General features: G+C 38.5%; 25 protein-coding genes, 1 tRNA gene and 1 pseudogene. 7 read left to right on the forward strand and 20 right to left on the reverse strand.

Going from position 1 to position 24,521, the window contains the following annotated elements; translation table 11 throughout:
* Positions 1–14 precede the first annotated feature (14 nt).
* Positions 15–407 (reverse strand): HEPN domain-containing protein, encoded by a 393-nt coding sequence (locus RQ359_RS03585; RefSeq protein WP_156016075.1) that lies wholly within the window; start codon positions 405–407, stop codon positions 15–17.
* Between the two features lie 41 nt (positions 408–448).
* A complete protein-coding gene (locus tag RQ359_RS03590; protein ID WP_054837780.1) occupies positions 449–799 on the reverse strand; it encodes a DsrE family protein in 351 nt (116 codons plus the stop codon).
* Between the two features lie 110 nt (positions 800–909).
* On the opposite strand from RQ359_RS03590, the gene RQ359_RS03595 reads away from it, so the two are divergent.
* Positions 910–1,003: transfer RNA gene (locus tag RQ359_RS03595), tRNA-Leu, on the forward strand.
* A gap of 22 nt (positions 1,004–1,025) precedes the next feature.
* Here the strand turns inward: RQ359_RS03595 and lysS are convergent.
* The 9 genes from lysS to RQ359_RS03640 all read right to left on the reverse strand — a co-directional run bounded on the left by lysS (position 1,026) and on the right by RQ359_RS03640 (position 8,286).
* Positions 1,026–2,408, reverse strand: coding sequence for a homocitrate synthase (gene lysS, locus RQ359_RS03600; RefSeq protein ID WP_054837781.1), 1,383 nt, complete (start codon positions 2,406–2,408; stop codon positions 1,026–1,028).
* 63 nt (positions 2,409–2,471) lie between these two features.
* Positions 2,472–2,747, reverse strand: coding sequence for a hypothetical protein (locus RQ359_RS03605; protein WP_156016074.1), 276 nt, complete (start codon positions 2,745–2,747; stop codon positions 2,472–2,474).
* Between the two features lie 4 nt (positions 2,748–2,751).
* Positions 2,752–3,444, reverse strand: a complete 693-nt coding sequence (pyrH, locus tag RQ359_RS03610) for a UMP kinase (RefSeq protein WP_054837782.1) — start codon at positions 3,442–3,444, stop codon at positions 2,752–2,754.
* 31 nt (positions 3,445–3,475) lie between these two features.
* Positions 3,476–3,655 carry a chromatin protein Cren7 gene (locus tag RQ359_RS03615; protein ID WP_054837783.1) on the reverse strand — a complete coding sequence of 60 codons (180 nt, stop codon included), beginning with the start codon at positions 3,653–3,655 and terminating at the stop codon, positions 3,476–3,478.
* A gap of 104 nt (positions 3,656–3,759) precedes the next feature.
* On the reverse strand, positions 3,760–4,563 hold the full coding sequence (locus RQ359_RS03620) for an SDR family oxidoreductase (protein ID WP_156016073.1): 804 nt from the start codon (positions 4,561–4,563) through the stop codon (positions 3,760–3,762).
* A 43-nt stretch (positions 4,564–4,606) separates the two neighbouring features.
* Positions 4,607–5,479: an NAD(P)-dependent oxidoreductase gene (locus RQ359_RS03625; protein WP_156016072.1), complete on the reverse strand. Its 873-nt coding sequence runs from the start codon at positions 5,477–5,479 to the stop codon at positions 4,607–4,609.
* 8 nt (positions 5,480–5,487) lie between these two features.
* The gene (locus RQ359_RS03630) at positions 5,488–6,582 is read right to left on the reverse strand and encodes a tRNA pseudouridine(55) synthase (protein WP_156016071.1); all 1,095 of its coding nucleotides are present in this window, start codon (positions 6,580–6,582) and stop codon (positions 5,488–5,490) included.
* Complete coding sequence (locus tag RQ359_RS03635; RefSeq protein ID WP_054837786.1) at positions 6,554–7,891, reverse strand: signal recognition particle protein Srp54; 1,338 nt, start codon at positions 7,889–7,891, stop codon at positions 6,554–6,556. Before RQ359_RS03635 ends, RQ359_RS03630 begins: the two co-directional genes overlap by 29 nt.
* Positions 7,891–8,286, reverse strand: a complete 396-nt coding sequence (locus RQ359_RS03640; protein WP_156016070.1) for a translation initiation factor IF-5A — start codon at positions 8,284–8,286, stop codon at positions 7,891–7,893. The genes RQ359_RS03635 and RQ359_RS03640 overlap by 1 nt, the downstream gene beginning before the upstream one ends.
* Before the next feature lie 132 nt (positions 8,287–8,418).
* Here RQ359_RS03640 and RQ359_RS03645 point away from each other — a divergent pair, with 132 nt between their 5' ends.
* Entirely contained in the window at positions 8,419–8,589 is a 171-nt protein-coding gene (locus tag RQ359_RS03645) for a hypothetical protein (protein ID WP_170267521.1), read from the forward strand.
* Between the two features lie 38 nt (positions 8,590–8,627).
* Here the strand turns inward: RQ359_RS03645 and RQ359_RS03650 are convergent, their stop codons facing one another.
* From RQ359_RS03650 to RQ359_RS03670, 5 genes and pseudogenes are all read right to left on the reverse strand, one after another.
* Positions 8,628–9,788 carry a DNA topoisomerase IV subunit A gene (locus RQ359_RS03650; RefSeq protein WP_156016069.1) on the reverse strand — a complete coding sequence of 387 codons (1,161 nt, stop codon included), beginning with the start codon at positions 9,786–9,788 and terminating at the stop codon, positions 8,628–8,630.
* A pseudogene (locus RQ359_RS03655) lies at positions 9,785–11,369 on the reverse strand (DNA topoisomerase VI subunit B). Before RQ359_RS03655 ends, RQ359_RS03650 begins: the two are co-directional and overlap by 4 nt.
* A 26-nt stretch (positions 11,370–11,395) precedes the next feature.
* Complete coding sequence (locus tag RQ359_RS03660; RefSeq protein WP_156016067.1) at positions 11,396–12,337, reverse strand: deoxyhypusine synthase; 942 nt, start codon at positions 12,335–12,337, stop codon at positions 11,396–11,398.
* Positions 12,334–13,779: an RtcB family protein gene (locus tag RQ359_RS03665; RefSeq protein WP_156016066.1), complete on the reverse strand. Its 1,446-nt coding sequence runs from the start codon at positions 13,777–13,779 to the stop codon at positions 12,334–12,336. The genes RQ359_RS03660 and RQ359_RS03665 overlap by 4 nt, the downstream gene beginning before the upstream one ends.
* A 202-nt stretch (positions 13,780–13,981) precedes the next feature.
* Entirely contained in the window at positions 13,982–14,281 is a 300-nt protein-coding gene (locus RQ359_RS03670) for a hypothetical protein (protein ID WP_457921236.1), read from the reverse strand.
* A 10-nt stretch (positions 14,282–14,291) separates the two neighbouring features.
* Between RQ359_RS03670 and RQ359_RS03675 the strand changes: the two genes are divergently transcribed.
* Complete coding sequence (locus tag RQ359_RS03675) at positions 14,292–17,078, forward strand: DEAD/DEAH box helicase (protein ID WP_156016064.1); 2,787 nt, start codon at positions 14,292–14,294, stop codon at positions 17,076–17,078.
* A 93-nt stretch (positions 17,079–17,171) separates the two neighbouring features.
* Positions 17,172–17,438, forward strand: a complete 267-nt coding sequence (locus RQ359_RS03680; protein WP_156016063.1) for a DNA-binding protein — start codon at positions 17,172–17,174, stop codon at positions 17,436–17,438.
* Here the strand turns inward: RQ359_RS03680 and rgy are convergent.
* On the reverse strand, positions 17,415–20,906 hold the full coding sequence (gene rgy, locus RQ359_RS03685; protein ID WP_156016062.1) for a reverse gyrase: 3,492 nt from the start codon (positions 20,904–20,906) through the stop codon (positions 17,415–17,417). The genes RQ359_RS03680 and rgy overlap by 24 nt on opposite strands.
* 120 nt (positions 20,907–21,026) lie before the next feature.
* Between rgy and albA the strand changes: the two genes are divergently transcribed.
* Both albA and RQ359_RS03695 read left to right on the forward strand, forming a co-directional pair.
* On the forward strand, positions 21,027–21,323 hold the full coding sequence (gene albA / locus RQ359_RS03690) for a DNA-binding protein Alba (RefSeq protein WP_156016061.1): 297 nt from the start codon (positions 21,027–21,029) through the stop codon (positions 21,321–21,323).
* An 84-nt stretch (positions 21,324–21,407) separates the two neighbouring features.
* Entirely contained in the window at positions 21,408–21,728 is a 321-nt protein-coding gene (locus tag RQ359_RS03695) for a hypothetical protein (protein ID WP_054837788.1), read from the forward strand.
* Here RQ359_RS03695 and RQ359_RS03700 read toward each other — a convergent pair.
* Positions 21,700–21,981: a hypothetical protein gene (locus RQ359_RS03700; protein ID WP_054837789.1), complete on the reverse strand. Its 282-nt coding sequence runs from the start codon at positions 21,979–21,981 to the stop codon at positions 21,700–21,702. The two genes, RQ359_RS03695 and RQ359_RS03700, sit on opposite strands and share 29 nt — an antisense overlap.
* A gap of 83 nt (positions 21,982–22,064) precedes the next feature.
* On the opposite strand from RQ359_RS03700, the gene RQ359_RS03705 reads away from it, so the two are divergent.
* Positions 22,065–22,568 (forward strand): hypothetical protein, encoded by a 504-nt coding sequence (locus RQ359_RS03705; RefSeq protein WP_054837790.1) that lies wholly within the window; start codon positions 22,065–22,067, stop codon positions 22,566–22,568.
* Here RQ359_RS03705 and RQ359_RS03710 read toward each other — a convergent pair.
* Complete coding sequence (locus RQ359_RS03710) at positions 22,554–24,161, reverse strand: DEAD/DEAH box helicase (RefSeq protein ID WP_338116924.1); 1,608 nt, start codon at positions 24,159–24,161, stop codon at positions 22,554–22,556. The two genes, RQ359_RS03705 and RQ359_RS03710, sit on opposite strands and share 15 nt — an antisense overlap.
* Complete coding sequence (locus RQ359_RS03715) at positions 24,121–24,516, reverse strand: hypothetical protein (RefSeq protein WP_206338972.1); 396 nt, start codon at positions 24,514–24,516, stop codon at positions 24,121–24,123. Before RQ359_RS03715 ends, RQ359_RS03710 begins: the two co-directional genes overlap by 41 nt.
* Positions 24,517–24,521: the final 5 nt, after the last annotated feature.

Raw genomic sequence — 24,521 nt, forward strand, 5'->3', positions numbered from 1 at the left:
ATTATGAAATTATTTTACTCATCTTTACATGGTCCCAGCCTTTCGCATAGGTTCAAGGCATCATCTACCACTTTTAAGAAGCCTTCAACTAGCTCTTTATCTATAGGATCTACAATATCATACTTAAGATATACCTTCATGAAATTTATTTGCTTAATTTTCTCCCCATTACTAGATAGAAATTTATCTATGCTGTCCTTGTACTCAGGCTTTCTGCTCATAAAGTTTAACATTGATGATATATCTTTAGTATAAATGTAAGAATCTGTTTTTTCCTTTACTATGCCCTTAATAAGATAGGGTAGTCCATAAAATATCATTGCCATAGCTTGCTCATAGTATTCATTATCAAACAATATTTTAGCAGACTTAAGATAGTCAACTCCTTTCTTTATCAAGGGATCCATGAAGTTAGATTACTTAAAAAAGTGAACTTAAATTTTAGTGTTTAGAAGGTTATTGGAGTATAACCCTCTGCAACTTTCTTTACAGTCTCAACTCCTCCCATTACTCCCTTTATGCCATCTATGTACAGCATCTGATCAGTGAGACCTAGGTTCTTAACAGAGACAGTACAATAAGATAGCTCAACCCCTGCTGTCTTTAGTCCTTCTATCTGCTTTGACATTTGCTGGAAATACATAGCGTCCTTCATTAGTATTTCTACTCCACGTCCGAGGAACATTAAAGAAACGTCTGCACCAGCATTTTTTCTAGCACCTATGGCGAAATTAATTCCCATGTTTACTCTATTCATGTCGTCTTTTCCTGCAGTTAGGATAACGAAGAGTTTTGTCATAGATTAAGAAATTTTTTAACGTTTAAAACGTTTTCTTTGTAGAAAGAGGTTTAACAATAAAAAGGAGAGAAGCCTTTTTATATAGTAGAAATCTAATTCTTTTTAGGATAGCGGGAGTGCCCGAGCGGTTAAGGGGGCGGACTCAAGACCCATTGAGAGATCCGCTGGCGAAGGCCATCCGGGGTCCGAATCCCCGCTCCCGCATCTTAGATTTTAGTTATAATTTTCACATTCTCTTAAGAACTAGAGAGGTCAATGTGGATTTAACTCCTTTTACAGATCTTATATTTTCAATTATTTGATTTAGTTCGACAGTATCATTTGCCTCTACCTTGAGAAGGATGTCATAATCGCCTGAAATTTCCATTACTTCCTTCACACCTTGGAGCACCGAAAGTCTTCTGGTTACTGCCGTAGTATACACATTAGATTCACATAAAACCCACACCAATGATTCTATCTTCTCTGGGGGTCTGGGCTTCAAAACTCTTCCCGTTACCTCCTCAGCTATTTCTAACAAATCTACGTCCCTGAAGAACTTGGCACTTTGATTAGCCTTTATTTTGGCTAGAACTTGATCTATTTCTTCGTCAGATAAGTTAACTCCAAGCTTCTCAAATCTGTCTCTTAAAGCATGCTTTCCTGTATATTTATCAATCACATAGTCTCTTGATCTACCGAAGGTTTCAGGCGGCATGAACTCGTAAGTTCTAGGGTCATTTAGGATTCCTGCTACATGTATTCCTGCCTTATGCATGAAAGCGTAATCTCCAGTAACTGGATAGTTAGGAGACATTGGTATTCCACTGTATTTCTCTATAATAGTTGAAACTTGTTGTAATTTATCTAATTTAATTACATCAATTCCAAAGTGATACTTTATCGCAGCAGCAACTTGTTGCAATGGAGTTATACCTACTCTTTCACCTAAGCCATTAACGGTAGCGTGAATTATTGTGGCACCACCTTCAACTGCGGCTAGGGAGTTGGCAACTGCTAGACCGACGTCATTATGTGCATGTATATCAAACTCTACATTAGGAACTTGAGACACCAAATTGCTGAAGAGTTCCCTAGTCTTTGATGGATACAAGATACCTACAGTGTCTGCTATACCTATTCTGTCAGCTCCAGCGTCTCTAGCAGTTCTTGCTACTTGAACTAAATAGTCGAAGTCAGTCCTTGTAGCATCTTCAGCTGTGAACCTCACCTTAACTCCGTGACCTTTTGCGTAGCTAATTACATCAGCTATTGTGGAAAGAGCTTCCTCCTTTGTAGCATGATGCTTCGCCTTAAGATGGATCTCGCTCACTCCGTAAAAGATAGCTATTCTATCTACTTCTAGTTCAGCTGCTACTTCAACGTCCCTTTTTACTGCCCTACTATGGCCTACTATTTCTGAGCTTATTTCGCCGTTTCTCTTAAGCCTCATAATTCTCTTTATTCCTTCGTAAATATCAGGAGAAACTGCAGGATGTCCCGCCTCTATCATTGCTACTCCTAAATCAGACATAGTTCTGGCAATCTCTACTCTTTGATCTACAGTAAACACAACACCTGGTGTCTGCTCTCCCTCTCTAAGAGTGGAGTCCAATATCCCTACTTTCATGACGAGTATCTGTCAACAACGGGGATTTTAAACGATAACGTAAATATTGGTTTAAAAATCGAACTATGAAATGGAACTTTTTATCAATTCTACCACATTATCAAAACCAAGTTTTGGGCTAAATTTCTCTAATGTCTTAAGAATAATTTCATAAAGCTCTTTGTTTGATTTAATTTCTTCCACATTGTTAGCGAACACATATATAGCAGCAGTCTTCAGTTTATCCGTTTTTTTCATTTCTTCTTCTATTAAATCTATTATTCTTTCTACGTTCTCAACCTTAACTTTGCCCTTATACTTTCTTAGCATCACGAACTCTTCCTCATCGAGAACTGACATCATATCACTCTGGAATTACAGTTGAGCCTATGTTTTTATTATCTTTGATTAAATCAGATAGACTCGATATATATCTGTAGTTCATCACTATTACCTTGATTCTAGATCTCTGAATTATCTTCATTGCCATAGGATCAAGAAGTTCATAAGTTCCTGCTTTAACTGATTGGCTGTTTTCCAAAATTTCCTTTAACTTGTTAATTGTAAGTTCTTTCAGCATTACTGCGTCCTTATATACCTTAGGATCCTTGTCGTAAACTCCATCTACGTTAGTAGCAACTATCAAGGTGCTAGAGTTAGTTGCTTCTGCAACCAAAGCTGCAACAGCAGCTGTAGATTGACCAGGCTGAAATCCTCCAGTTACAACTACTTTTCCAGAACTCCACTTCTCTATAAAGTCCTCCAGACTATCGGGAACCACTGGATATGCTATATCTCCTAATGCAAAAGCTATTAGATTAGCGTTAAGTCTTGATGCCCATATTCCCAATAAATCTAAATAAGACTCGCTGAGGTTAAGATCTCTGCCCATGCTTATATATTTTCTAGCATTAGATCCGCCTCCACTTACTATGGCGACTCTGAAAGAACTAGAAAGATTCTTCACTACATCCCTAAGGGAAGAAATGTTTCTACTGCCGTCCTCATCGAAAAATTTTCCACTTATTTTTATAACGATAGAAGGATTAAAGTGCATCATTAGAATCAAAAATAGCTTATATTAAAGTTTAAACTGGATAGTCGTCTGGTATCTTACGCCTGAAATATCTGCCAGATTCTGGATCCTTGAATAGCCCCATTTTAACTCCCTTTCTTCCTCTTGGAGCCAGCGTCCATGTCTTCTCAGGTATAAGTTCAGCTTCCTTTCCTGCAGGCGTTCTAACCTTCACTTTCTTACTAGATGTCATCTATAAATCACTGATAATGATTCTTCAGACGCTTTTATAAACATTTCTATAATTTACGTAAAGCTAGATCCCTTTAGATCTTCAAGGGTAATATTGAAGGACTCCTATAGCACGTAGGGCGAAGAGCCACCATCTATGAGAATTGAGGAGCCGGTGACATATCCCCCGAAATCGGTTGACAGAAAAACCAGCAAGCTTCCTAGATCCTTTTCCTGATCGCCTATTCTACCAACCGCTATAGGAGAAATAACTTCCCTCTCCCATAAGGACTCATAAGGCTCTCCATTCCTTTCTGCAATTTTCTTCAGGCTTCTCTCAGCACCAGGAGTACGAAAGCTTCCCATAAGAATTGTATTGACGGTTATTCCGTTCCTTCCTTCTTCTTTCGAAAGAATCTTAGTCAGTTGTATTAAAGGAGATCTTGATACGTCTGCTAAAGTGAAATGAGGTTGAGGACTTTTTACTGTCCATGATGAAAGGAAGAAAATTCGACCATAATGATTTTCTCTCATTTTAGGAATGAACTTTTTTACTAAAAAAATGGGAGCAAATAGAAACATCTCTACAGAATATCTCCAATCGTTCATTTCAGTTTCATTGAAAAAAGAAGGTTCAGTAGGTGGATTTCCAGAATTAATCACTAATATGTCAATTCCCCCCATCAACTCATAAGCTCCGTCCACGGCTTTAGCAAGTGAGCCCTGATCTGATAGATCCATTTCTAAGCCCCATACTGAAGGTGAAATTGACTCCCTTAGTTTCTTAACAACCTCGTTAACCTTATCCTTGTTTCTTGCTGATATTATCACCTTACAGCCTTCCTTGAGAAAAGCCCTAGCTACACCTTTACCTATACCGCTACTTGACGCCGTTACTAGAACCCTTTTACCTGACAGATCAAGTTTCATTGAAATAAAATGATATTAGCTAGATAAAAAAGTATGCAAGAATTTACTCCTTTTTCTTAGAGAATTTATTAAAGACTTCATATACTGAGCAGAAATCTTCCTCTGAAAGTCCAAGAGATTCAGCCATCCTATAGAACTGTAATGCTAATGATGACATAGGGACTATTGAACCATTATAAATGGATTCTCCCTGAATTATCTCTAAATCCTTCCTCATGTGTTTCGTTGCAAATTGTGTAGAATAGTCTCCTGAGACAAGCTTTGGAACCTTTAACTCAGTAGTAGGTGATCTTGCGCTACTCAATTTAGTAAGAACCAGCTCTACTTGTGATTTATCTAATCCTGACTTTACGCCGAAATTGAAGGCTTCTCCCATAGCTACAACATAAGCCCCAAGTAACAAATTATTCACTAGTTTTGCATAAAGACCAGCACCGTTCTTTCCCATGTAAATCACGCTAGACGAGGTAGACTCTAATATGCTCCTTACTTCGTTGAAACTTTCCTCCTTTCCCCCAACCATAATTATGAGTTTTTTCTGTTCTACCATTATTGAAGTTCCAATCACTGGAGCGTCTAGCATAGAGCCCCCATTTTCCTCCATTAACTTCGCTAAGGATATGCTTAGTCTGGGCGATATTGTTGACATGTCTACTATTATTTTCCCCTTTGAATATGGTATTATTTCACTTATGACTGCTCTGGCAGCATTATCGTCGCTGAGCATCGTCAATACTATGTCACTGTCCTTAATTATATCCTCAAGTTTGTTGGCTTTTTTCACTCCAAATTCTTTTGAAAATTTCTCACTCTTATCTTGGCTTCTGTTATATACGACGTCAAGTTTACCTTCCTTAGCTAAGTTGGCACCTATTCTATATCCCATTATACCTAATCCTATGAGACCTACTCGCATATCTATAACTATTCTCCTTTCATGTATAAATCAGCTACTTTACTCAATCTACCGTGATATGCTACTAGATCTATGAAGAGAATTTGGGCTTTACTAACTTTTAGCTTCTCCATAACTTCAGAAGGCGAGTTAGCATCTATAAACACGTCGTAAATGTCTCCATAGACTTTCTCCCAACCTTCTTCAGGATCTGTAGAGAACACAGTAACCTTATACTTTTTCTTGGGCTTCATTGCAGCAATAACAGACAGATCCCTTCTTGTAATCTGCGACGATTTCTTTATGTAATATCCATCAATTTTTATGTTATCAATTTCGTCTGTAACTAAAGGATAATCAGTGAGAATTCTTACATCTGGTTGCTCTGAAACTGAATAAAAGATCTTCTTACCCATTTTATCAAATTCTGATGAAAGAGAATTCGGATAAGGCGAGTTCCAACTTGAAATCGGAACTCCTCTAGAAAGCCTATTAAAGAAATTCAATTGTTTCTTAGTGGTCTTAACTTTAAAGACCGACCTAGTAGAAACGTCATAAATAACTTCCCAATCAGGATCCTCCATGTTGGGTACGAGACCTCTCTCAGCCAGTACTTTACCTACTTCCCTCTTTATTTCATGTTTCATGCTTTCGTAATACTCCAGAGATTCCTTTACGACTAGATCGTCCTCCAGCATTCTTATGCTATCGGAAAGTTTAACACCTAAAACGTAGCTACCTATTTGTCCTGACCTAAGAATTTCTTCAGCCTTCTTAAGAAAGTCTTTCTTCATGTCGTCTATTTCATTATTGCATATATAGCACGCTCTGTATTGAAATTCCTCTTTAGGAAAATATAGCCTAAACCAGCCCTCAGCTATATGTCCCATGTTAAACATTATTTCCTTTAATGATAATAATTCCTCCAGCTTATGACTTTTCACCATGAAATCTAATTCAAGCATTATAGATGTCTTGAGACCCTTGCCACGTTCCTCATTCCTCAAACCATAAGAGAGCTTACCGAAACACCTACCTAAACACGAGTCACACAGAGGGTATTTTCGCAAAAGATCTATAACCTTACTTTCTATTTCATTCGATGTTTCCGAACATCTTTTCAAGGTCCTTCTTCCTCTTCTTCAGTGTTTTCAGCATTTTATTAGTAGCCTCATATTGTCTCATAAGCTCTCTTACATCCTCAGCCGTTAAGCCTGAACCTTCGGCTATTCTTCTGATTCTAGAGCGGTCTATTATCGATGGATTATCCAGTTCCTTATACGTCATTGAATTCATGGCTGCCATGAACTTCTTTATCTTATCTTCGCCAAGTTTAACCTGATCCTCGCTGGGAGAAGGAAGGTTAACTCCCATACCAGGTATATGCTGTAAAATTTTAGATAGAGGACCCATCTTTCTTAACGCTACGAATTGTCTATAAATGTCCCTGAGCGTCAACTTGCCCTTACCTTCTATTACGTCCTCCATTTTCTTTTGTAGATCTTCATAGTCTTCCACTTCCTTCATTTTCTCTATAATAGTATTGATGTCTCCCATTCCTAAAAGTCTCGAAACAAACCTTCTAGGATCAAATACCTCAAGCTCATTTACCTTTTCTCCTGTTCCGATAAACTTTATTTGGGCCCCAGTAGCTGCTACGGCGGATAGTGCTCCTCCTCCCTTTGCAGTTCCATCCATTTTCGTTATAACGATTGAGCCTATTGGAGCTACCTTATGAAATTTCGACGCTAGGTCATAGGCTTTTTGCCCTATGGAAGCGTCTATAACAAGAATAACATCATCTGGCTTCACTGCGTCGTATATAGACTGCATCTCCTCTAATAGACTGGTTTCCTCTCCATAACCATGTCTACCGGCTGTATCTATAATAATGACTTCAAATTTTTGTGAAAGAAATTCTTCCTTACCCCTTAACGATATACCTACTGCGTCCTTAGAAGAAGGATCTCCGAATACGGGAACTTGAATTTGCTTCCCTAATTGAACTAATTGATCATACGCAGCAGGCCTATAGGTATCAGCTGCGACAAGACCTACCTTATAGCCTTTCTTTTTATAGAAATAAGCCATTTTAGCCGTGGTAGTAGTTTTACCGCTACCTTGAACTCCTACCATCATTATGACATATGGTAACTTGGAGGGCAAAACATTGGGTGCCCTATCTCCCCCAAAGAACTTACTTAGTTCTTCGTAAACTATGGAGATAAACCATTCTTTTCTTTCCATAACTGAAGGGGACTTTTCCTTAGCTAACCTTTGCTTTATGTTATTAGATAAAGACAGGACTAAGCTAACTTTAACGTCGGAAGTTATAAGGGCTTTTTGAAGATCTTTTATAAATTCTTCAACTGCTTTATCGTAAGAAGAATTTCCTAGAAACTTCTTTACTGCGTCCTTTATATTATCTAGCATTACTTTACCCTAACTATTTTTCTCCTGCCCATTATTAACCAATACTCAACTTCTACTCCGGATTTAATTTTACTAACTATTTCCTCCTCTGTTGGTTTCTCTATATCGAAGGTCTCAAAGCTCTCCATGTCCATAAGTTGAAGCTTATCTCCCATATCCGCTATTACCTGACCTACTCTCTTATCTATCATGGGAACCTCGACTTGCTGATCTACAGGAGCCATCAGGGTCTTCTTGGCTCCTGAAAAAATTGATACTGCTACGACGTTGGCTTTTGCACTTCCATGCTTTCCAGTTTTAGCTTTAGTTATATCAACCACTCTGCAAGGCTCGTTATCTATTACAACGTAGCTACCTACTTTTAATTCTCCTACAGTAGTGTAAGTTATGCTCATCTAAATCCCAATCTGTTAAATAATCTGTTTATTTTAAATTCTTTCGCTCCGAGCTTTGGCCCCTCATCATTTTTTCAGGTTTTAAGATGACTTCATAGCAAGATTTAATATGAGTCTAAGGTTTTTTAGTGTATGCCATGGAAAGTGAAATGTCAGTCCTGTGGAAACGAGAGAACACTCAACATTTCTTTCGATATAGGAGGACAGAAAGTAATATATCAGTACTGCCCATATTGTATGAAAAACACTTTTAATGATATTTTAGGCTATTTAGATACAAGTGAAGAGAAAAAAGAAGCTTGATCGATGAAATAACCTGTCTCGGCTGATTAAGTTAGTTTTTAAGCTATGTAGTCCTGCTTTTGTATTTTGTCAGGCAAATAGGTGAAAGCGAGGAACTTCAAACCCTTGCTTGCCATAGCCTCTATTTCTAGCTTAGCTTGTCTCTTCATGAATATGTCTATCTCCTCTTTCCATCCTTTAGTTTGGAACCAAGGATAGTTCTTTATTTCCTCTGCTCTTTTTTTATCATAGTCCTTAGCCTTTATTATGAAACTTCTTCTATCGCTCTCAGACAAGTAAGCCTTCTTTTTGTCGGTTCCAAATATGTCCGCCATGGAAACCCCTAAGAAACGAGCGTTAGGGGTCGCAAGCCTCTCACTCTCATAGGATAACGCTATGGAGCCTATTCTAAATACGCTATAAATATACCAACCGTAGGGGTCCGCATCGGTAAGGATATACACTGGCAGCTTATATTCCTCATTAAGTCTTCTTACGAACCTTCTGGTGGCTCTGTCTGGTTGTCCTGCGCTTGTGACTAAAATAGATCTATACTGTTTCCAAAAACCTGCCCTATGGAGTTGTTGAAATACTGCGTCCTTCTCAACTACCAATACGAAGTCTGCGTTGATATCAACGAAGTCTATAAGATCTGGCGTAGGTTCTATCGAATAGGCTCCATGTCCCATCTTACTGAGGTCAATAACATCGTTGCCGCTCCTTATCCTCATGTCCCCTACTACCTTACCCTTTTCCTTGCTAAGGATGAGCATCTCCTCCCTTAAGAGTGAGGTGAAAACTTCGATGTCCACTATAACACTATCAGATTCCTTTTGCTCGTCCCAAGTGTTCTCTTCAACTGTTCTATTATCAGGCCCTCTAAGAACTAGAGTGTGCTTTCCTCTGTAATATAGATCACGTATAGTTGGATATTCATCATTAACCAGTGCCTCGTAAATTATACTCCCCATGAGGGAAGTCTGCATGAACCTCTTTGCTTCATTTAGGTCCAAAAAGCTTCTCCTTAGTTTCTTGTCTCCCAACAACAACAGCTTCCTAACTTCGTCATAATGCGTATTATTAATGTTCCTCTGGGGAATTTCCATAACTGGAGGCTCTCCTTTCCTTATTTCATCAATTAACTGCAGGAATCTATTTCTTAATACTGTAGCGGCCCTCTGCCTAGCTTCTTTATCAACCTTAGAGGAAATTTCGCTCATAACTCTTCAACCTTATATAATTTTCTATATTCCTCAATTCCCCTTAAGTCTATCTTCTTTGCCACAAGCGAAAATAGCTGATCCTCTATTTCCCTCTGGTACTCCTTAGCGTCGCTGCTAGCCACAAATTTAGAGAGGGATCTAGCTACCTCAGGTATGTACTTTATATACATCAAAAACTTCTTCTTGGCCTCTTCCTCTTTTTTTCTTCTCTGAAAGATAGGTTTTTAGCTGTCTCGAAACCTCCATTATACCGTTCTTTATTTCACGTTCAATTTCTTCAACTTCCGCAATGCTTTCCTTACCAGCGCTCTTATAAGGAACTTTAGTGCTACAAAGATGAACCATTACAACTAGTTGAACTTTATCTCCTTCAAGTCCATATCTCTTCCATTCAGTTTCGCTTACTACTTTCCATATTACGTCGCTCTTCTCATCATAAATTAGCGGTATTTTATTTGCATATCTAAGAACAGTAGGTTCCTCGCCTTCAGGTATACTACCGCCGTAGGCTATGCCGACCTCTACTATGAAAGGATGTCCTTGATATGCTTTAGGTCTTCTTGTGACTGCGGAGACGAATTCCGGATTGAATATTTGCTTTAGACCTAACTGTATCAGATCCTCGCCTATAACTGATAGCGGGTCTGAGGATGGAGCCCTAAACCCGTCGAACTTCTTCATGGATTCTACTAATCTTGAGATGTCCTCGTCCTTGAGTTTGGATATCTTAGTCTTAGGATCTATTTTAGCCATTTCAAGTAACTTTGAAGCTGTAGTATCTCCTATACTTTGGAAATTCTTCATTAAGAAATCTCTTATTTCTTGATCTTGTTTCTTGGAAGCTATCATGTTCTTTATTAGCTCTATATCTACACCGTAAGGGTGAGGCTTTACTTCTTGAGGTGGCTTAGGTATCTTAGTTGTTAACCTATGATAGTAAAACACATTACCCTCTGGATCCTTAAGTATGAACTCCGCGTAAGGTGTAATTATATAGGTCTTCTTAACGTAGTCATAAACCCTAGTTTTAGACCTCATCCAATCGCCGAGAAGATAAATTGAAACTGAGGTGCCATGCCATCCTTTCAAGTTGTCTGATGAAGTGCGTTCTAATATAATCGGCTCATTTCTATTTACATCTATTTTTAATTTAAATGAATAAATTCTTTTAGAGTTAACCGGTGAAGTAGTTATCTCAACTGGCCTCTCCTGATACATCTGACTGTAAAGAACAGCTGCCTTTACGCCAAGTCCGTACATACCTCTAGTCTGCCTTATCACGTACTTTGAGCTATAAAGAACCCTACCGAATGCATCTGGAACAACGTGAGGTGGTATACCTATTCCATTGTCTTCTATGTTTATCTTGTAGATTGACTTCTCTGCGTCAACTGTATCGATGGCTAACTTTATAGAAGGTAAAATCTCATGTACGTCGGTGGCATCTAGTGAGTTCTCCACCAATTCCCTTACAGTTTGGTAGATTGCCCTTGCAGGGTTGGAAAAACCAGCCAGCTCTGGATTTCTCTTAAAGAATTCTGCAGGCGAAATGCTGGTAAACTTCTCTTTAGCGGACAACTATTTTCACCTTTATTATTATATTTTCACTTTATTAAGGATGAGGCAAGTAACGGAAGAATCACGGTGGCATCGCCGTAAATAACAACTTGGCTTGCCTCTGGCTTTATCTTATTCCAAGATACAGCCTCTCTAGGTTTGGCACCACTTAAGCTGCCATCATATTCTTGTGCTGTGGTAAGATATATTGCGTAATCTAGACCGTCCTTAAATTGATTCCACCATATAGTATGATGTTTGCTTATTCCTCCGCCTATCATAAGGGCTCCGCTTTTTCTGCAGGAGAAAATCCTATCCTTAATTTCCCTTTCATCTTCAAATAGATTCAGTTTAAGACCTTGTAGCTGAGACTGAATGAAAATATTAGTTCCAAAGCTTCCGTCCAATATTCCAGGTACTATAACTGGGACTCTCCTTTCATATGCTGCTCTTAGAATCGAATTATCATCGTTTATCCTCTTACCGAACTCCCAAAGTAATTCGTATCCACTCCATTCCTTTTTGTCTTTAAGTATTTCTGGAGTGAATTTCCTCACTGTATCTTCCACGACTTTACCGTAGGACTCGAAAGGTACTAGGATGTTTCCTAGTCTATGTATACTCATCTCTCTAAGTTCCTCATCATTGAAATCGAATGAACCCTTGTAATATTTACCTCCCATGCCTCTAGCTATATCATGGTCTATTGTTCCACCAGTAGTTATTACTACATCAAAGAATCCCTTTTTTACCATATCTGCGAAGAGTCCCCTTAAACCAGTTGATACTAAATTTGCAGTAAATGAAATGAACCTTAGATCAGCTTCCTTTGTCATTTCTTGTAAAATTTGAGAACCTTTATAAACAGCCTCTGCTGAGAAGCCATATATTTTATTATATAAGTCTAGAGCCCCCTTAAGGTTTTTCAGTTCGTCTAAAGTGACATCCTCGACCGCTTCTCTTAATAAGTTGTTTCTATTATCGTTCATCCCTTCGTCACCCCTATTGGTCTTAGCCTAGCTACTAGCCTTGCTATTTTAGCTTCATTAGCTACCTTAGCTACTCTGTCCACGTCTTTATATGCACCAGGAGCTTCTTCGGCGACGACTCTCTTAGTTGCTGCCCTAATAACTATGCCTTTCTCCTCCAACATACCAGTTACCGAGTTTGTAGGATATGTTCTAACTGCTGCCTCTCTAGACATCCATCTACCTGCACCATGGGGTGCTGTAAACCAGGTCCTCCTGCCTTCGGGTATTCCTGCCATTACGTAACTGGCAGTTCCCATACTACCTGGAATTAGGACTATTTGTCCAATTGAGCTATGATCCTGAGGTATCCCCTGGCTACCAGGTGGGAAAGCTCTAGTTGCACCCTTCCTATGAACTACCACTTTCTTCCTTTTGCCTGCAACGTCATATTCTTCTATTTTTGCTATGTTATGTGCTACATCATATATTATGTTAAGATCTAGCTTTTCTGGGTCTATTCCATATACGTTCCCGAAGCTCTCCCTTACCCAATGGGTTATAAGCTGTCTATTGGACCATGCAAAATTCGCCGCTGCTACCATAGCCTTAAAATAGTCTTGGGCTTCCTTACTGTTAAATGGGACTGCTGCAAGTTCTCTATCTGGCAAATTTATACCGTATTTCTTAACAGCTCTCTCCATTATTTGGAGATAATCACTGGCTACTTGGTGACCTAAACCTCTAGAACCAGTATGTATCATTACTGTTACTTGACCTTCATGAAGTCCTATTGCCTTGGCTATTCTCTCATCGTAAACTTTGTCTACAACTTGTATTTCTAAGAAATGATTTCCTGCACCTAAAGTTCCCAGTTGAGAATGACCTCTCTTCCTTGCTACACTGCTCACCTTAGACGAGTCTGCCAGATCCCAGCTTCCATGTTGCTCTATATGATCCATATCAACGACCCAACCAAATCCATTATCAACTGCCCAACGTACACCTTCGTCTAGAACGTTGTTAAGTTTCTGTTCAGTTAAGTTAACCTTTCCTTCGCTTCCTACTCCACTGGGAACGTTCTTGTAAATTTCTTCTACCAAATTAGTGATTTTACCTTTTACGTCCTTATATTCTAGATTTGTTCTCAGAAGTCTAACGCCACAATTTATGTCATAACCTATTCCTCCTGGACTTATAACGCCTTCCTCGTCTATTGAAGTTGCAGCTATTCCACCTATAGGGAAACCATAACCTTGATGACCATCCGGCAAAACGAATACAGATTCCTGAACTCCTGGAAGGCAGGCCACGTTAGCAGCTTGCTTCAAAGTCAAGTCTTGCTTCATTTTATCTATTAGAACGTCGTCTGCGAAAACTGTGACCGGAACGTTCATGCACTTCTGAAACGATTTATCAATCGTCCATTCGTAAGCACTCACTCTAGATACGTTAACCTGCATCGGAATCCATAGTTTATTAAAGTCGTTTGACTAATAAAGGTATAGTAGATGAGGACTGTGGCGGACAATGAGCTGTGATTTGAAAAGACCTACTAACTGATACATTAACTTAAGATTCTCACTTTATTTCATGTAAAACAAAGTCACTTATTAAAAATGTAATGACACAAAAGTTATAGATATAACGTAGTTTCCGTCCGTTCTAGATCTTTTTTTCGGCTTTCTTCTTTTTTAGCTCGATTATCTTCTGATACTTATCATAAACCTCCTTTACGTCTTTACCAAGGTATTCTGAATCCGCGTTTTCCATTATCTCCTTGAAGAACTTGAAAGCACAAGCCTTGCTGTGAAAAAACAATTTAATCCCTGCTACAGTTAGTATGATTCCCTGCCCTTCCTTGAATGGTCTTCCGCAAGTATTGCACTCAAAATAATTCCCCATAACCTGCATCGTTGATTTTATATTTTTAAAAATAACGGTAAATGTTGCTATTAATTTCACGTGATTACTGATGCATCAGAATTTAGACAGCAGGATACAGACTCTGTTAAAGCAAAAGAACTGGCCAACATTGACTAAGATACAAGAAATGTCTTTTCCTAGCATTTCAAATGGAAACAATACTCTAATAATAGCACCTACTGGATACGGAAAAACCGAGGCAGCTGTTCTGCCCCTGTTCAACCAAATGATAAATGAAGACGTTAAACCGGTAGCTGTGCTTTACATAACTCCGCTTAAAGCGTTAATTAACGACTTGTCGCTGAGGATAGATTGGTGGGCTTCAAAGCTAGGGCTCATAGTTAACAGAAAACATGGTGAGGTTCCGCAGAAAGAGAAAAACCTTAGGTTAAAACATGCTCCGCACATACTGGTTACTACCCCGGAGGGGTTAGAAATAGACTTAGATTGGGCATCGAAATTCAGGGACTTTTACAAGAACGTTAGATGGGTGATTATAGATGAAGTTCATGAACTGATAAATTCTAAGAGAGGATCTCAGCTTGCGATATTACTCGAAAGGCTAAAATATTTCACCGGGCGCGACTTCCAGAGGATAGGACTTTCAGCGACGGTGAGTAACGAAAATTTAGTAGCAGACTTCCTTTTTGGATCTTCTGATAGAAAACGATCGATAATCAAGCTAGAAGGTAAAAGAGACTTTCAGATTAAGGTGAAAAAAATTGACAATGGATCCTGGGAGGACGCTGCCTCATCTCTTATTAGCTCAATTGAACCTCCTTCATTGATATTTACAAATTCTAGATTTTCTACTGAAAGATTACACGAAGAGCTAGAAAAGTTAGGACAGAAAGACGTTTTCGTACATCATTCATCGATTTCAAGAGATCTTAAGGACATGGTAGAAGAGAAATTAAGGAAGAACCAAAGCAACGCGGTAATATGTACAAAGACACTAGAGTTGGGTATCCACATAGGTGAAATAAAGAAGGTTATTATGTTTAGACCTCCTCCATCAGTTTCCTCTTTTCTGCAGAGGTTAGGAAGGAGCGGGCACTCCGTTTCAGGAACACCAAATGGCGAAATAATATCCATGTTCGACTTTGACGTTTTAGAATCTCTGGCATTATGCGAGATGGCAAAGAAAGGCAAGGTTGAGAAGCCAATAGTCGACAATTCTCTAGATGTAGTAGCAAGGGAATTACTTGGACATTTACTGCAGAACCAAGAGACTAAGCTAGAAGATTTCTACAAAATAGTTACCGGAGCTAGGGCATTCTCAAACCTTGGGATAAAAACTTTCATGAGAATGATAGACTGTCTAGAGGCGAACGGTTTGCTTAAAAAGGAGGGTGACGTGTTGAAGTTAGGTCCAAACTTCTTCAGAGTCTGGCGTTTCAATCGCGAATATAAGACGATATGGTGCAAAGACTTTTCAGAGTTCTTTTCTTTGATAAATAACAACGACACGTTTTCCCTTAGATTCGAGGGAAAAGTGATAGGAGAAATTGATGCAGTTTATGTTTATAAACACATAAGGGTAAACGATGTCATTAGAATAAGCGGGAAACTTTGGAAGGTAACTAGAATAAATGTAAATAAGATGAGCCTCGACGTAGTGCCCGAGAATAGCAGAAAGGGGGAGATACCAATATGGCGCGGGGAAAATATTTCTAAGTCCTACATGATAGCTAAGGGAGAATCCATAATACTAAAGGAGGGGAAAATAGACAAGAAAATACTCGACGATAAAGCGTATTCTTCAATCAAGGAACTTACTGATTTCTATAAGGAAAAGGAAATTCCGTTCCCTTCAAACTCCACTATTGTTCTGGAAAAGAGAGATGAAGAATGGGTGTACTCTGCAATAATAGATGAAAGAATTTCCAATACAATAGCACATATAATGCTATATTTAACGAGCAAGAGATATACATTAAGCACTTACGCAAGGGCTTCAATATATGGCTTCTCCATAAAAGGTTCGCCCATAGATCTCTTGCAGGAGCTTAAAGATTACGATGAAGAGAAAATGAAGGCTGTTATTAAAAAAGCTATACTGAGATCTTCCCTATTCATAGCAACTCTAAAGGAGATTCAGCCTTCTTTTGGCAGATTGGGCAGGAAGATTGATCCTGAAAGAGACAAATTCATAGTAAATGAGGCACTTAGACAAACCTTAAGGAAATATTTCTCGGTAAAGGGTACAATTTCCTTCTTGAAATCTATAAGGGAAGAAAAAATTTCGATTGTAACCTACGGAGGAGAAACACCCATAGGGGATGCTGTAGTCTCACATGTACCCATAAGACCTTGGCTTATAGATATAGTTGAAAGTATCTACGAGGCATTAAAGGGAGGAGCTTATACCTCCTCCGAACTGGCAGAGGTATTAGGAATTCCATTAAAAAGTTTGGAGAACAAGCTGAAACAATTGAAAAAGATGAGCGACAAATATAAGATCTCGTCCTTCATAGATGTTGATAGCAAAGAAGTTAGATGGGTTCTTGTAGATGACTTCCAAAACATAGTAAATTCTGACGATTACTTCACGTCGTTTACTCCCTCTAACCTCGAAGAGACGTTCATAGCGTTATTAAAGTCAGCCGATAGAGAGTCTCAAATAGAATTAATATTCAAGCCTAAAGACATAATACAGAACCCAGAAGACATAAAACGTAGAATACCATTCGAGGACATAGGAGAACTAAGGGTGATAGATATGAACGAAATGTCTTACTCAACTCCCCTAAAGTTTTACGGAGTAAGTAGACAAGTGATAGCCTATATACTTTTAAACGCAACAACGTATATACAAAGCGTAAAGTTCTCGTAAAGTGATGAATGCGCTTATTGTTGATGGATGAAATGGGCTCGTGTTTCTGAGTAAGATTTTTAAATCATGTAAGAATGTCATTCTAGAACCATAATGGACAAGAAGCCAAACGAAGTTTTAGTAAGTATGAAAAACGTAGAAGATTATGTCTTAGAAATAATTACGATGCTAAATCAAGGTGCGGAAGAGGTTGAAATAAAGGGTGTAGGAAGGGACATAGGCAAAGCAGTAGACGTCTATAACATGATATTAGATAAACTTGGAAACGGAATAAAGTTGGACTCAGTTTCAATTGGAAGTGAAAGTAGAGACAAAAAAAGATTATCTTTCATTTTACTAAGAGTTAAGAAGGTTTACTGAAGTTTTAATCTCCTTGAATATGTCTAGGACAACCGACGAAGGATCTAGCTGTCCGGTTGATATTAGATCTATTCTTGTAAGTAAGTCCGAAGTTCTCTTCTCTGATACTAAGTCCTTGAACTTTGAATCTAAGAAGTCGAAGACATTTATACCCTTCTTCGTTGCAACTAAAAGGTATCTCTTCTTGCTTGATATAACGTAACCATGCCTTAATATGGATTCAAGAGTCTTAGAATAGGTGCTAGGTCTTCCTATACCCTTCTCTTTCATCATTAAAATAATGTCTGCCTGCGATAGAAGTCTGGAATAAGATCCACGCCTTATTTCGTATTCAGGAGTTATTTCTCCCTCCCTTAAATCCACTACTCTTACATCATAGATCTTGCTGAACCCACCGTCTACGTATGTGGTGAAGGTCACTTTCTCTTCGCCTTCACTATGGGCAATTTTGAATTCTGCCTTTTTCCCTGTTGCGTTCCTCATTTGGCTTGCCATGAAACGTCTAAATATAAGGTCATAGACTAGATAGTGGAATTTCGTAAACCTAATGAAATAGGCAAATGGATTATCCTCTACTTCCTGCTTCAATTCCTCTATCGAAATAGGACGGGTTGGCCTTATAGCCTCATGAGCGCCTTCCTCTCCCCAAGATCTACCGGAAAACTCTTCCTCCAAACCAACTTTCTTCAAATAGGTCTTAGCTACGTCAATGCCAATGGGAGATACATGGATGCTTTCAGTCCTATGATAAGTTATCAGACCTGCTTCAAAGAGATCCTGAGCTATCTTCATTAAGGCTGATGCAGGTAGCTTAAACCTCTGGTTGGCTTCGACTAGAAGTGTTTCAGTGGTAAATGGTGGATAAGGGGATAGTACGATCATCTCTTCCTTCTCTTTTGTCACTTTGACCTTAGGATTCCTCTCCACGAAGTCTCTTGCCTTGTTTTTATCTTTGTAAAAACGTCTCATCATATATTTATTATCCAAATTAGCATAAACTAAATATCCCATGTTAGCCTTGTAGTCCTTTGTGGAGTTCACGATCCATCCTAGGACGGGAGTTTGAACTCGCCCAGCACCGTAATTGAAACCACTGAATTTTGCCTTCAGAACCGAGCTCAACTCAAAACCTATCCACCTATCCTCTATCCTTCTGGCAACTTGAGCCTTCACGGTGTTTACGTCTAGTGTTCCCGGGTTTCTCAATGCGTTCATTATTCCATTTTTAGTAACTTCATGATACTTTATTCGCAGTATTGAGGAATTATAAGGGGAAACAAATGAAGCTACATCAAAGGCAATCTTCTCTCCCTCTATATCTGGATCCGTCGCTATCAGTACGTGATCAACCTCCATAGCTATTTTTCTCATAGCGTCAATTGTATTTTCTGTAGTATAGAAATCTGAGGAACCGCAGTATGGACACGCGTCAGAGTCGCTTGAGAATGTACGTTTACAATTATAGCACCTTTTTATCTTGGAGAAATGAGCTTCACTATCACCGTTATCCTTAACCTCTACGCCATAATATCCTATGTTGTCTAAAGTTAAGTCAGTTATGTGACCTCTTGTTGCCATGATATCTAATAGATTTACTTTATTGCCATCTACTATTATGGTTTCGTAAATTGGAACTCCGCCTATTATCCTCATGGATGGTCTACCGAACATTCTAGCTATAGTTTTAGCTTTGGTAGGAGATTCAACGATCATCAAGCTAGTTGTTACCTCCAACTTTCGTGTCTCTCCATTCGGTCTTCTACAGGAGTCCAAATCATCCTTTACCTTATCTAATTCTAGCAACGAAACGTCCTTGAAGTTGAAGTCGCCCATCATGCTTCTAAGCCTCCTTTCCAGAATTTCTAGAAGCATATCATCATCACTGAGGATAATTGATAAGCCTAAGGTTAATCCTCCGTTGTATAGCCTGCTAGACCTACCAGAGCCTTGGAGATACGTTATCACGTCAGGAAACTCCATAAAGAAACCTTTCTTTCCTTCATTTACTATTAGGAATGCAGAGGTCGAAAATCTAGCTGAATTCGTCTTCTTTAGAGTTTCTATTACACTTTCCCTATATTTAAGTAAGGGGTCAACTAGACCCCTTAATTTATCGCCCTGAATTTCCTGTTTTTTAAGTAGAGAAATCCTTATTGCTTGTGCTTCTGAAGGTGACAGAGACATTACCTTCTTCTCAAATTCATGATCTTCCATCTCTAAGGATTTCATTATTCTCAGTAATGTAAACGGATTTAGCAGAGCATTATCTAAGGATATTTTCATTTTAGGAACTCCGTAAAATAAAACGTACTTTATCCTAGTTGGCTCATCAATTCCCCTTACTGCTACTCCGTAATATGAGGCTGATCCTATTATAACGTCTGTCTCTCCCTTGCTTAGCTTTTCCATGAATTTCCTTCCGCTTATGGCTAGATCAGCTCTAAGCCCAAACTCCTCTACTTTTTCCCTAATACTCTTTATCATATCCCTTCCATAGTCCCTTGATACTAAAATTAGGCCTCCTGGACCTAATTTCTGAATTAAACTTAAATTTAAACTAGATTTGGAATCTATAATATTTCTGGAATACATTTGTACGCTTGATGGTTCGAAACCCGTGAGGAACTTTATCGCCTGCTGCTTCAAGCCTTTCGGCCTTAGCGTAGCACTAGAAACCACCAGCTGAGAGGAAATTCCCTTATAAGAGATTAGGTTAGTTTCTAGATCCCTTATCTTCTTTTTAATTACGTCTTCCTCTGGAGTCCCCATGACGTTTACGACAAACCTTCTCAGCCTAACTAGCTTCATGGCGTTCTCGTAAGCCTCTTCTGGTATACCCAATAAGGATACTAGGAGATCCGTCGTCTTTCCGCTCTTTATTATAGCATCCGCATCATCAACTGCAATTAAATCCATTTTGTAATTGGATAACTCTTCTTTATGTTTAGATAGGAAACTAGTAGTTACCACGCTTATTTTGGTTTCATCTATTGAACCGCATTTTACTTTCCCTCCAAATTCAGTTATCTTTTTACAAACTTGCTCAACTAGGGATTTGGTGGGAACTATATAAACTACTTTCTCACCTAAATAAGTTGAATAAAGTGATATAGTAGTTGATTTCCCTAGACCGGTAGGTGCGGACATAGTGAAGTTCTCTCCATCAACTAAACGTCTAAGCCATAGCTTTTGAAGAGACCAAGGTTCCGATCTTACTACCTTTCTAAAGTAACTGATTATATTCTCAAAGTTCTCTAGTTTATAGTATATATTCCAATAATTCTTTAAAGAATTATTAGATACTAAAAGATTGTAGATTGCCTTAACTTTATCGTGATGGTGAAGGTTCATCATCCTGATTCCTTCCTCGCCCAGACAATAGGAACAAGGCATAGAAGCCAGAGCCCTATCGGCCTCAAGGTTACCATTGCAGTTTGGACAAGCGGCAGTATACACTATTTTCAGCATTTCAAAATTATTGCTGTCAATATATACCCTTTTAAGGCATCACACTGAGTGTTACGGGAACCAAGATAACTTTTTTAATTAGACCTAACCTCTTTCTAAAGGCGAATAGGTGAAATACAAATGAGCAGTGCAGGTCCAACTCCAAGTAATGTAGTATTAATAGGCAAAAAACCCGTAATGAACTACGTCTTGGCAGCTCTGACTCTTTTAAATCAGGGCGTCAGCGAGATAGTCATAAAAGCTAGAGGCAGGGCTATAAGTAAAGCTGTAGATACTGTAGAAATAGTAAGGAACAGATTCCTTCCTGACAAGATAGAGGTAAGAGAGATCAAAATAGGCAGCCAAGTAGTAACTAGCCAAGACGGAAGACAGTCTAGAGTATCTACAATAGAAATTGGAATTAGGAAAAAGGCATAAATAGTTCTGAGTTTTTTAGCGGAGTTTTCTTTAAGAGACCACTACACTTAATATGGTTGTAACTATGATATTTTTAGATTAATCATGAGTCAGCCTACTTTTAAGGTAGAATTTGAAGGAAAAGCCAAAGTAGGGCAAGTAATGGGTAACCTTCAGGCACTTTCCCTAAAACCAGAGGATTTCGCTAGCCCACTTGCGCTTCAAATGGCTTTATCAAAGCTTTACAACGATCTCATGAAGAGCCTAACTGAAAAACCACAACCTCACTATGTAGCAGATGTAAGATTTAACGACTCTATGGGAAATCCTGTAAATCTAGCAGTGGACTTCGGCAATAACTTACCACCAATGAGTAAACAAGACGTAAAAGTAAAGATCACTGTAGAGTTTTACGACGACGAGTAGATCTCTTCTTAAGGTAAGTGTAACCTAAATCCGTCAAGAGATATTCATTTAGATCTACAAGCCTATACAAATTGCCCTTACTATTAACTATGAGTCCAGCCTTAATCAAGTACCTGAAAGATCCTTTACTAACTTTTTTAGAGAAATATGGTAATAAAACTGAAATTGCGTCTAAAAAGGTGAACTCTCTATATTTAAATTTAGAGAAAAGTAATGAATAAATTATTATCTCCCTTTTCTTAAACCATCTCATGGATTCATCAGCCTGGTTTCACATCACTTTATCAGACCTTACAAGCTTCAAACATTTAATGAATAAAATGACCTATAATATAAATGCCTTACGTAGACGAGACCTACTCTGTGTGCAGACCGGGAACATACTACTCCGTAAATGAAGGCGACATAATAGTTACACTACCCTCAATAGTTAAAAGTAAAGGTATTAGCATCACCATGCCTCCGCTTTCAATTATTAATCACAAATGTGAAACGAAGATAGACACATTGTCATGGATAGACGGAATTGAAGTTTCAAACAAGCACAAGGTAAATTTACATGCTGAGGATCAGGTGAATATATTATTAGCTAACATAATCGTGGAATCTCCAAATATTCACTCAGCTTATACATTAAAATGGTTACTCGATGGAAAAATGGTAAATGTAAGCAGAAAAGAGACGAAAAATAAAAAATTAGTAAGCATTCTACGTAACGACGAAAACATGCTAGTTGGAATAGATAAGGAAAGGAAAAGCGTTGAATTGTTTGTAGACAACGTGTTATTTAAAGCGTTCGCGTACTCGCTTTTCTATTACGTACCCTTAGTCATCATCTAATGCTTCCATTATATCGAAACTTCTTCTTTTCTTTGATTGATATTCTTCTGAAGTACCTTTAACTATTATTTCATAAAGCGTGGCTTTCTTCCCTTTACTAGACCTAAGTAGCCTTCCTAAACGCTGTATGAACTGTCTCCTTGAGCTTGTGCCAGCTACTATTATTCCAACGTTAGCATCAGGTATATCTAAACCTTCATCTCCAACGGTAGTTAGAACTAGAATGCCAGATGGAGATGACTTGAAAGACTTAACTATTTCCTCCCTTTCGCGTTGAGGGGTCTTCCCTGTCAGAAGCATTGCCCCGCAAACTTCAGCTATTTTCTCGGCTTGCTCCACGTATTGAGTGAAAATCAGTATCTTGTTACCTTTCTCGTTATCTACTATTTCCTTAACTTTCCTTATCTTGTTTTCAGATAAGTTAATTATTCTCTTTATTTCTGCATAAACTTTCATTGCGTTCATAGCACCTACGTCACCCCTCTTTATGGCTTTAACCAATTCCATAACAGATCTACCCTTGGAAAGGGATCTAAATTTCTTTATAAGTTCAAAATACTTCTTTTTTTCAAGAGGAGTAAGTTCTACCTTTACCTGAATCATGTCGTATGGAGCCAAATATCCCTTAGCTATCAACTCGGATGCATCCTTATAGTAAACCACTCCTCCCATTAATGAAAACAAATATTCATGCCTACCGTCTTCCCTGTAAGGGGTTGCTGAAAGACCTAGCTTATATCTCGCAATACAGTTCTCAGCTATTGTTCTAAACTTATCAGCAGGAAGATGATGTACTTCATCTATGATTATGAGATTGAACTTATCCCAAAGCTCGCCTATGTGACGAAATGCAGTTTGATATGTGGTTACTGTAATATCACGAATTGTCTTTTCCTTGGAGTAAAATAGGCCTACTTCCTTAGCTGTAGAAAAGTTTAGTATTGCCTCCTTCCACTGCAATAGCTGCTCCTTAGTGAATGCAACTATTAAAGTTGGGACTTTCGACTCTGCTAACGCAGCTACTCCAATTACAGTCTTTCCGCTTCCTGTAGGTAAAGCTATGACGCCCCTCATACCTTTCTCTTTCCACGTATTAACGGCCTCCATCTGATATTGCCTAAGTTCACCTGTGAACTCTATATCAAATCTTTCGTTGAAGTCGGGCTCCTTAATAGACAAACCATTTTCTTCTAATATCTTTTTCAAAGCATAGTACGCAAAGGGTTTAACCACGAAAACTTTAGATGCTCTATCATAAGAAAGGAAAGAAGAAGGAACACGTCCCTTCAATATATCGGCTATGTAAACGTGAGGTTTCAACAGCAATTTGCCTCCTTCTATTACAAACTCCACGTCATATAATGGAACACTTTTCAATATTTTATCCTTCTCTTGAGGGGTTAAGTTCACTCCGATCTCATCAAGCGTGGAAATTATCTCCTCAGGCTTAACCCTGTTCTGAGCTGCCCTATTACTATCTAAGGCAAATTGATAGCAAGAGCTCACTTTACCTAGAAATCGAGAAAATCTAACCAAACGACTGAAAGTCTCCTTATCCATCTTCTGCTCTATACAGAAAGTCTTCAAGATCACCGCTTATCACTTCTACGTAAACTATTGAAATATTAGTCAGAAGTGAATTAAGGAATTCCTCATAATTATTGATTTCGTAAATAAAATAGGTAGTATCCTCTGTATTTTTAAATAGAGCTATGAACTTCAGGTTTTCCCTCTTTTCCTTGGTCATTAGAAACATGGAAAGTAAAATATCCTCGTATGGATTTACTTTCAATATTATACCATCTCCGTTACTCAAGGTTATTCCTAAAAATTCCTTACCCAACTCTTGAGCTTCTGCCACACCAAGGAAGACCGATTCCCTGAATCCTAGTAAACTAACCTTTTCTATAAGTTCCTTTAGGAGCACTGAGACTATTAACCCTAGCACTTTAT

Origin of the sequence: Sulfuracidifex metallicus DSM 6482 = JCM 9184 (genome assembly GCA_032834875.1) — an archaeon.
GTDB lineage: Archaea > Thermoproteota > Thermoprotei_A > Sulfolobales > Sulfolobaceae > Sulfuracidifex > Sulfuracidifex metallicus.

What these genes read in the sequence shown, in the direction of transcription:
- RQ359_RS03585 (WP_156016075.1), bottom strand. Translation starts at nt 407, where the DNA reads ATGGATCCCTTGATAAAGAAAGGAGTTGACTATCTTAAGTCTGCTAAA.
- RQ359_RS03590 (WP_054837780.1), bottom strand. Translation starts at nt 799, where the DNA reads ATGACAAAACTCTTCGTTATCCTAACTGCAGGAAAAGACGACATGAAT.
- lysS (WP_054837781.1), bottom strand. Translation starts at nt 2,408, where the DNA reads ATGAAAGTAGGGATATTGGACTCCACTCTTAGAGAGGGAGAGCAGACA.
- RQ359_RS03605 (WP_156016074.1), bottom strand. Translation starts at nt 2,747, where the DNA reads ATGTCAGTTCTCGATGAGGAAGAGTTCGTGATGCTAAGAAAGTATAAG.
- pyrH (WP_054837782.1), bottom strand. Translation starts at nt 3,444, where the DNA reads ATGCACTTTAATCCTTCTATCGTTATAAAAATAAGTGGAAAATTTTTC.
- RQ359_RS03615 (WP_054837783.1), bottom strand. Translation starts at nt 3,655, where the DNA reads ATGACATCTAGTAAGAAAGTGAAGGTTAGAACGCCTGCAGGAAAGGAA.
- RQ359_RS03620 (WP_156016073.1), bottom strand. Translation starts at nt 4,563, where the DNA reads ATGAAACTTGATCTGTCAGGTAAAAGGGTTCTAGTAACGGCGTCAAGT.
- RQ359_RS03625 (WP_156016072.1), bottom strand. Translation starts at nt 5,479, where the DNA reads ATGCGAGTAGGTCTCATAGGATTAGGTATAATGGGATATAGAATAGGT.
- RQ359_RS03635 (WP_054837786.1), bottom strand. Translation starts at nt 7,891, where the DNA reads ATGCTAGATAATATAAAGGACGCAGTAAAGAAGTTTCTAGGAAATTCT.
- RQ359_RS03640 (WP_156016070.1), bottom strand. Translation starts at nt 8,286, where the DNA reads ATGAGCATAACTTACACTACTGTAGGAGAATTAAAAGTAGGTAGCTAC.
- RQ359_RS03645 (WP_170267521.1), top strand. Translation starts at nt 8,419, where the DNA reads ATGCCATGGAAAGTGAAATGTCAGTCCTGTGGAAACGAGAGAACACTC.
- RQ359_RS03650 (WP_156016069.1), bottom strand. Translation starts at nt 9,788, where the DNA reads ATGAGCGAAATTTCCTCTAAGGTTGATAAAGAAGCTAGGCAGAGGGCC.
- RQ359_RS03660 (WP_156016067.1), bottom strand. Translation starts at nt 12,337, where the DNA reads ATGAACGATAATAGAAACAACTTATTAAGAGAAGCGGTCGAGGATGTC.
- RQ359_RS03665 (WP_156016066.1), bottom strand. Translation starts at nt 13,779, where the DNA reads ATGCAGGTTAACGTATCTAGAGTGAGTGCTTACGAATGGACGATTGAT.
- RQ359_RS03675 (WP_156016064.1), top strand. Translation starts at nt 14,292, where the DNA reads ATGCATCAGAATTTAGACAGCAGGATACAGACTCTGTTAAAGCAAAAG.
- RQ359_RS03680 (WP_156016063.1), top strand. Translation starts at nt 17,172, where the DNA reads ATGGACAAGAAGCCAAACGAAGTTTTAGTAAGTATGAAAAACGTAGAA.
- rgy (WP_156016062.1), bottom strand. Translation starts at nt 20,906, where the DNA reads ATGCTGAAAATAGTGTATACTGCCGCTTGTCCAAACTGCAATGGTAAC.
- albA (WP_156016061.1), top strand. Translation starts at nt 21,027, where the DNA reads ATGAGCAGTGCAGGTCCAACTCCAAGTAATGTAGTATTAATAGGCAAA.
- RQ359_RS03695 (WP_054837788.1), top strand. Translation starts at nt 21,408, where the DNA reads ATGAGTCAGCCTACTTTTAAGGTAGAATTTGAAGGAAAAGCCAAAGTA.
- RQ359_RS03700 (WP_054837789.1), bottom strand. Translation starts at nt 21,981, where the DNA reads ATGAGATGGTTTAAGAAAAGGGAGATAATAATTTATTCATTACTTTTC.
- RQ359_RS03705 (WP_054837790.1), top strand. Translation starts at nt 22,065, where the DNA reads ATGCCTTACGTAGACGAGACCTACTCTGTGTGCAGACCGGGAACATAC.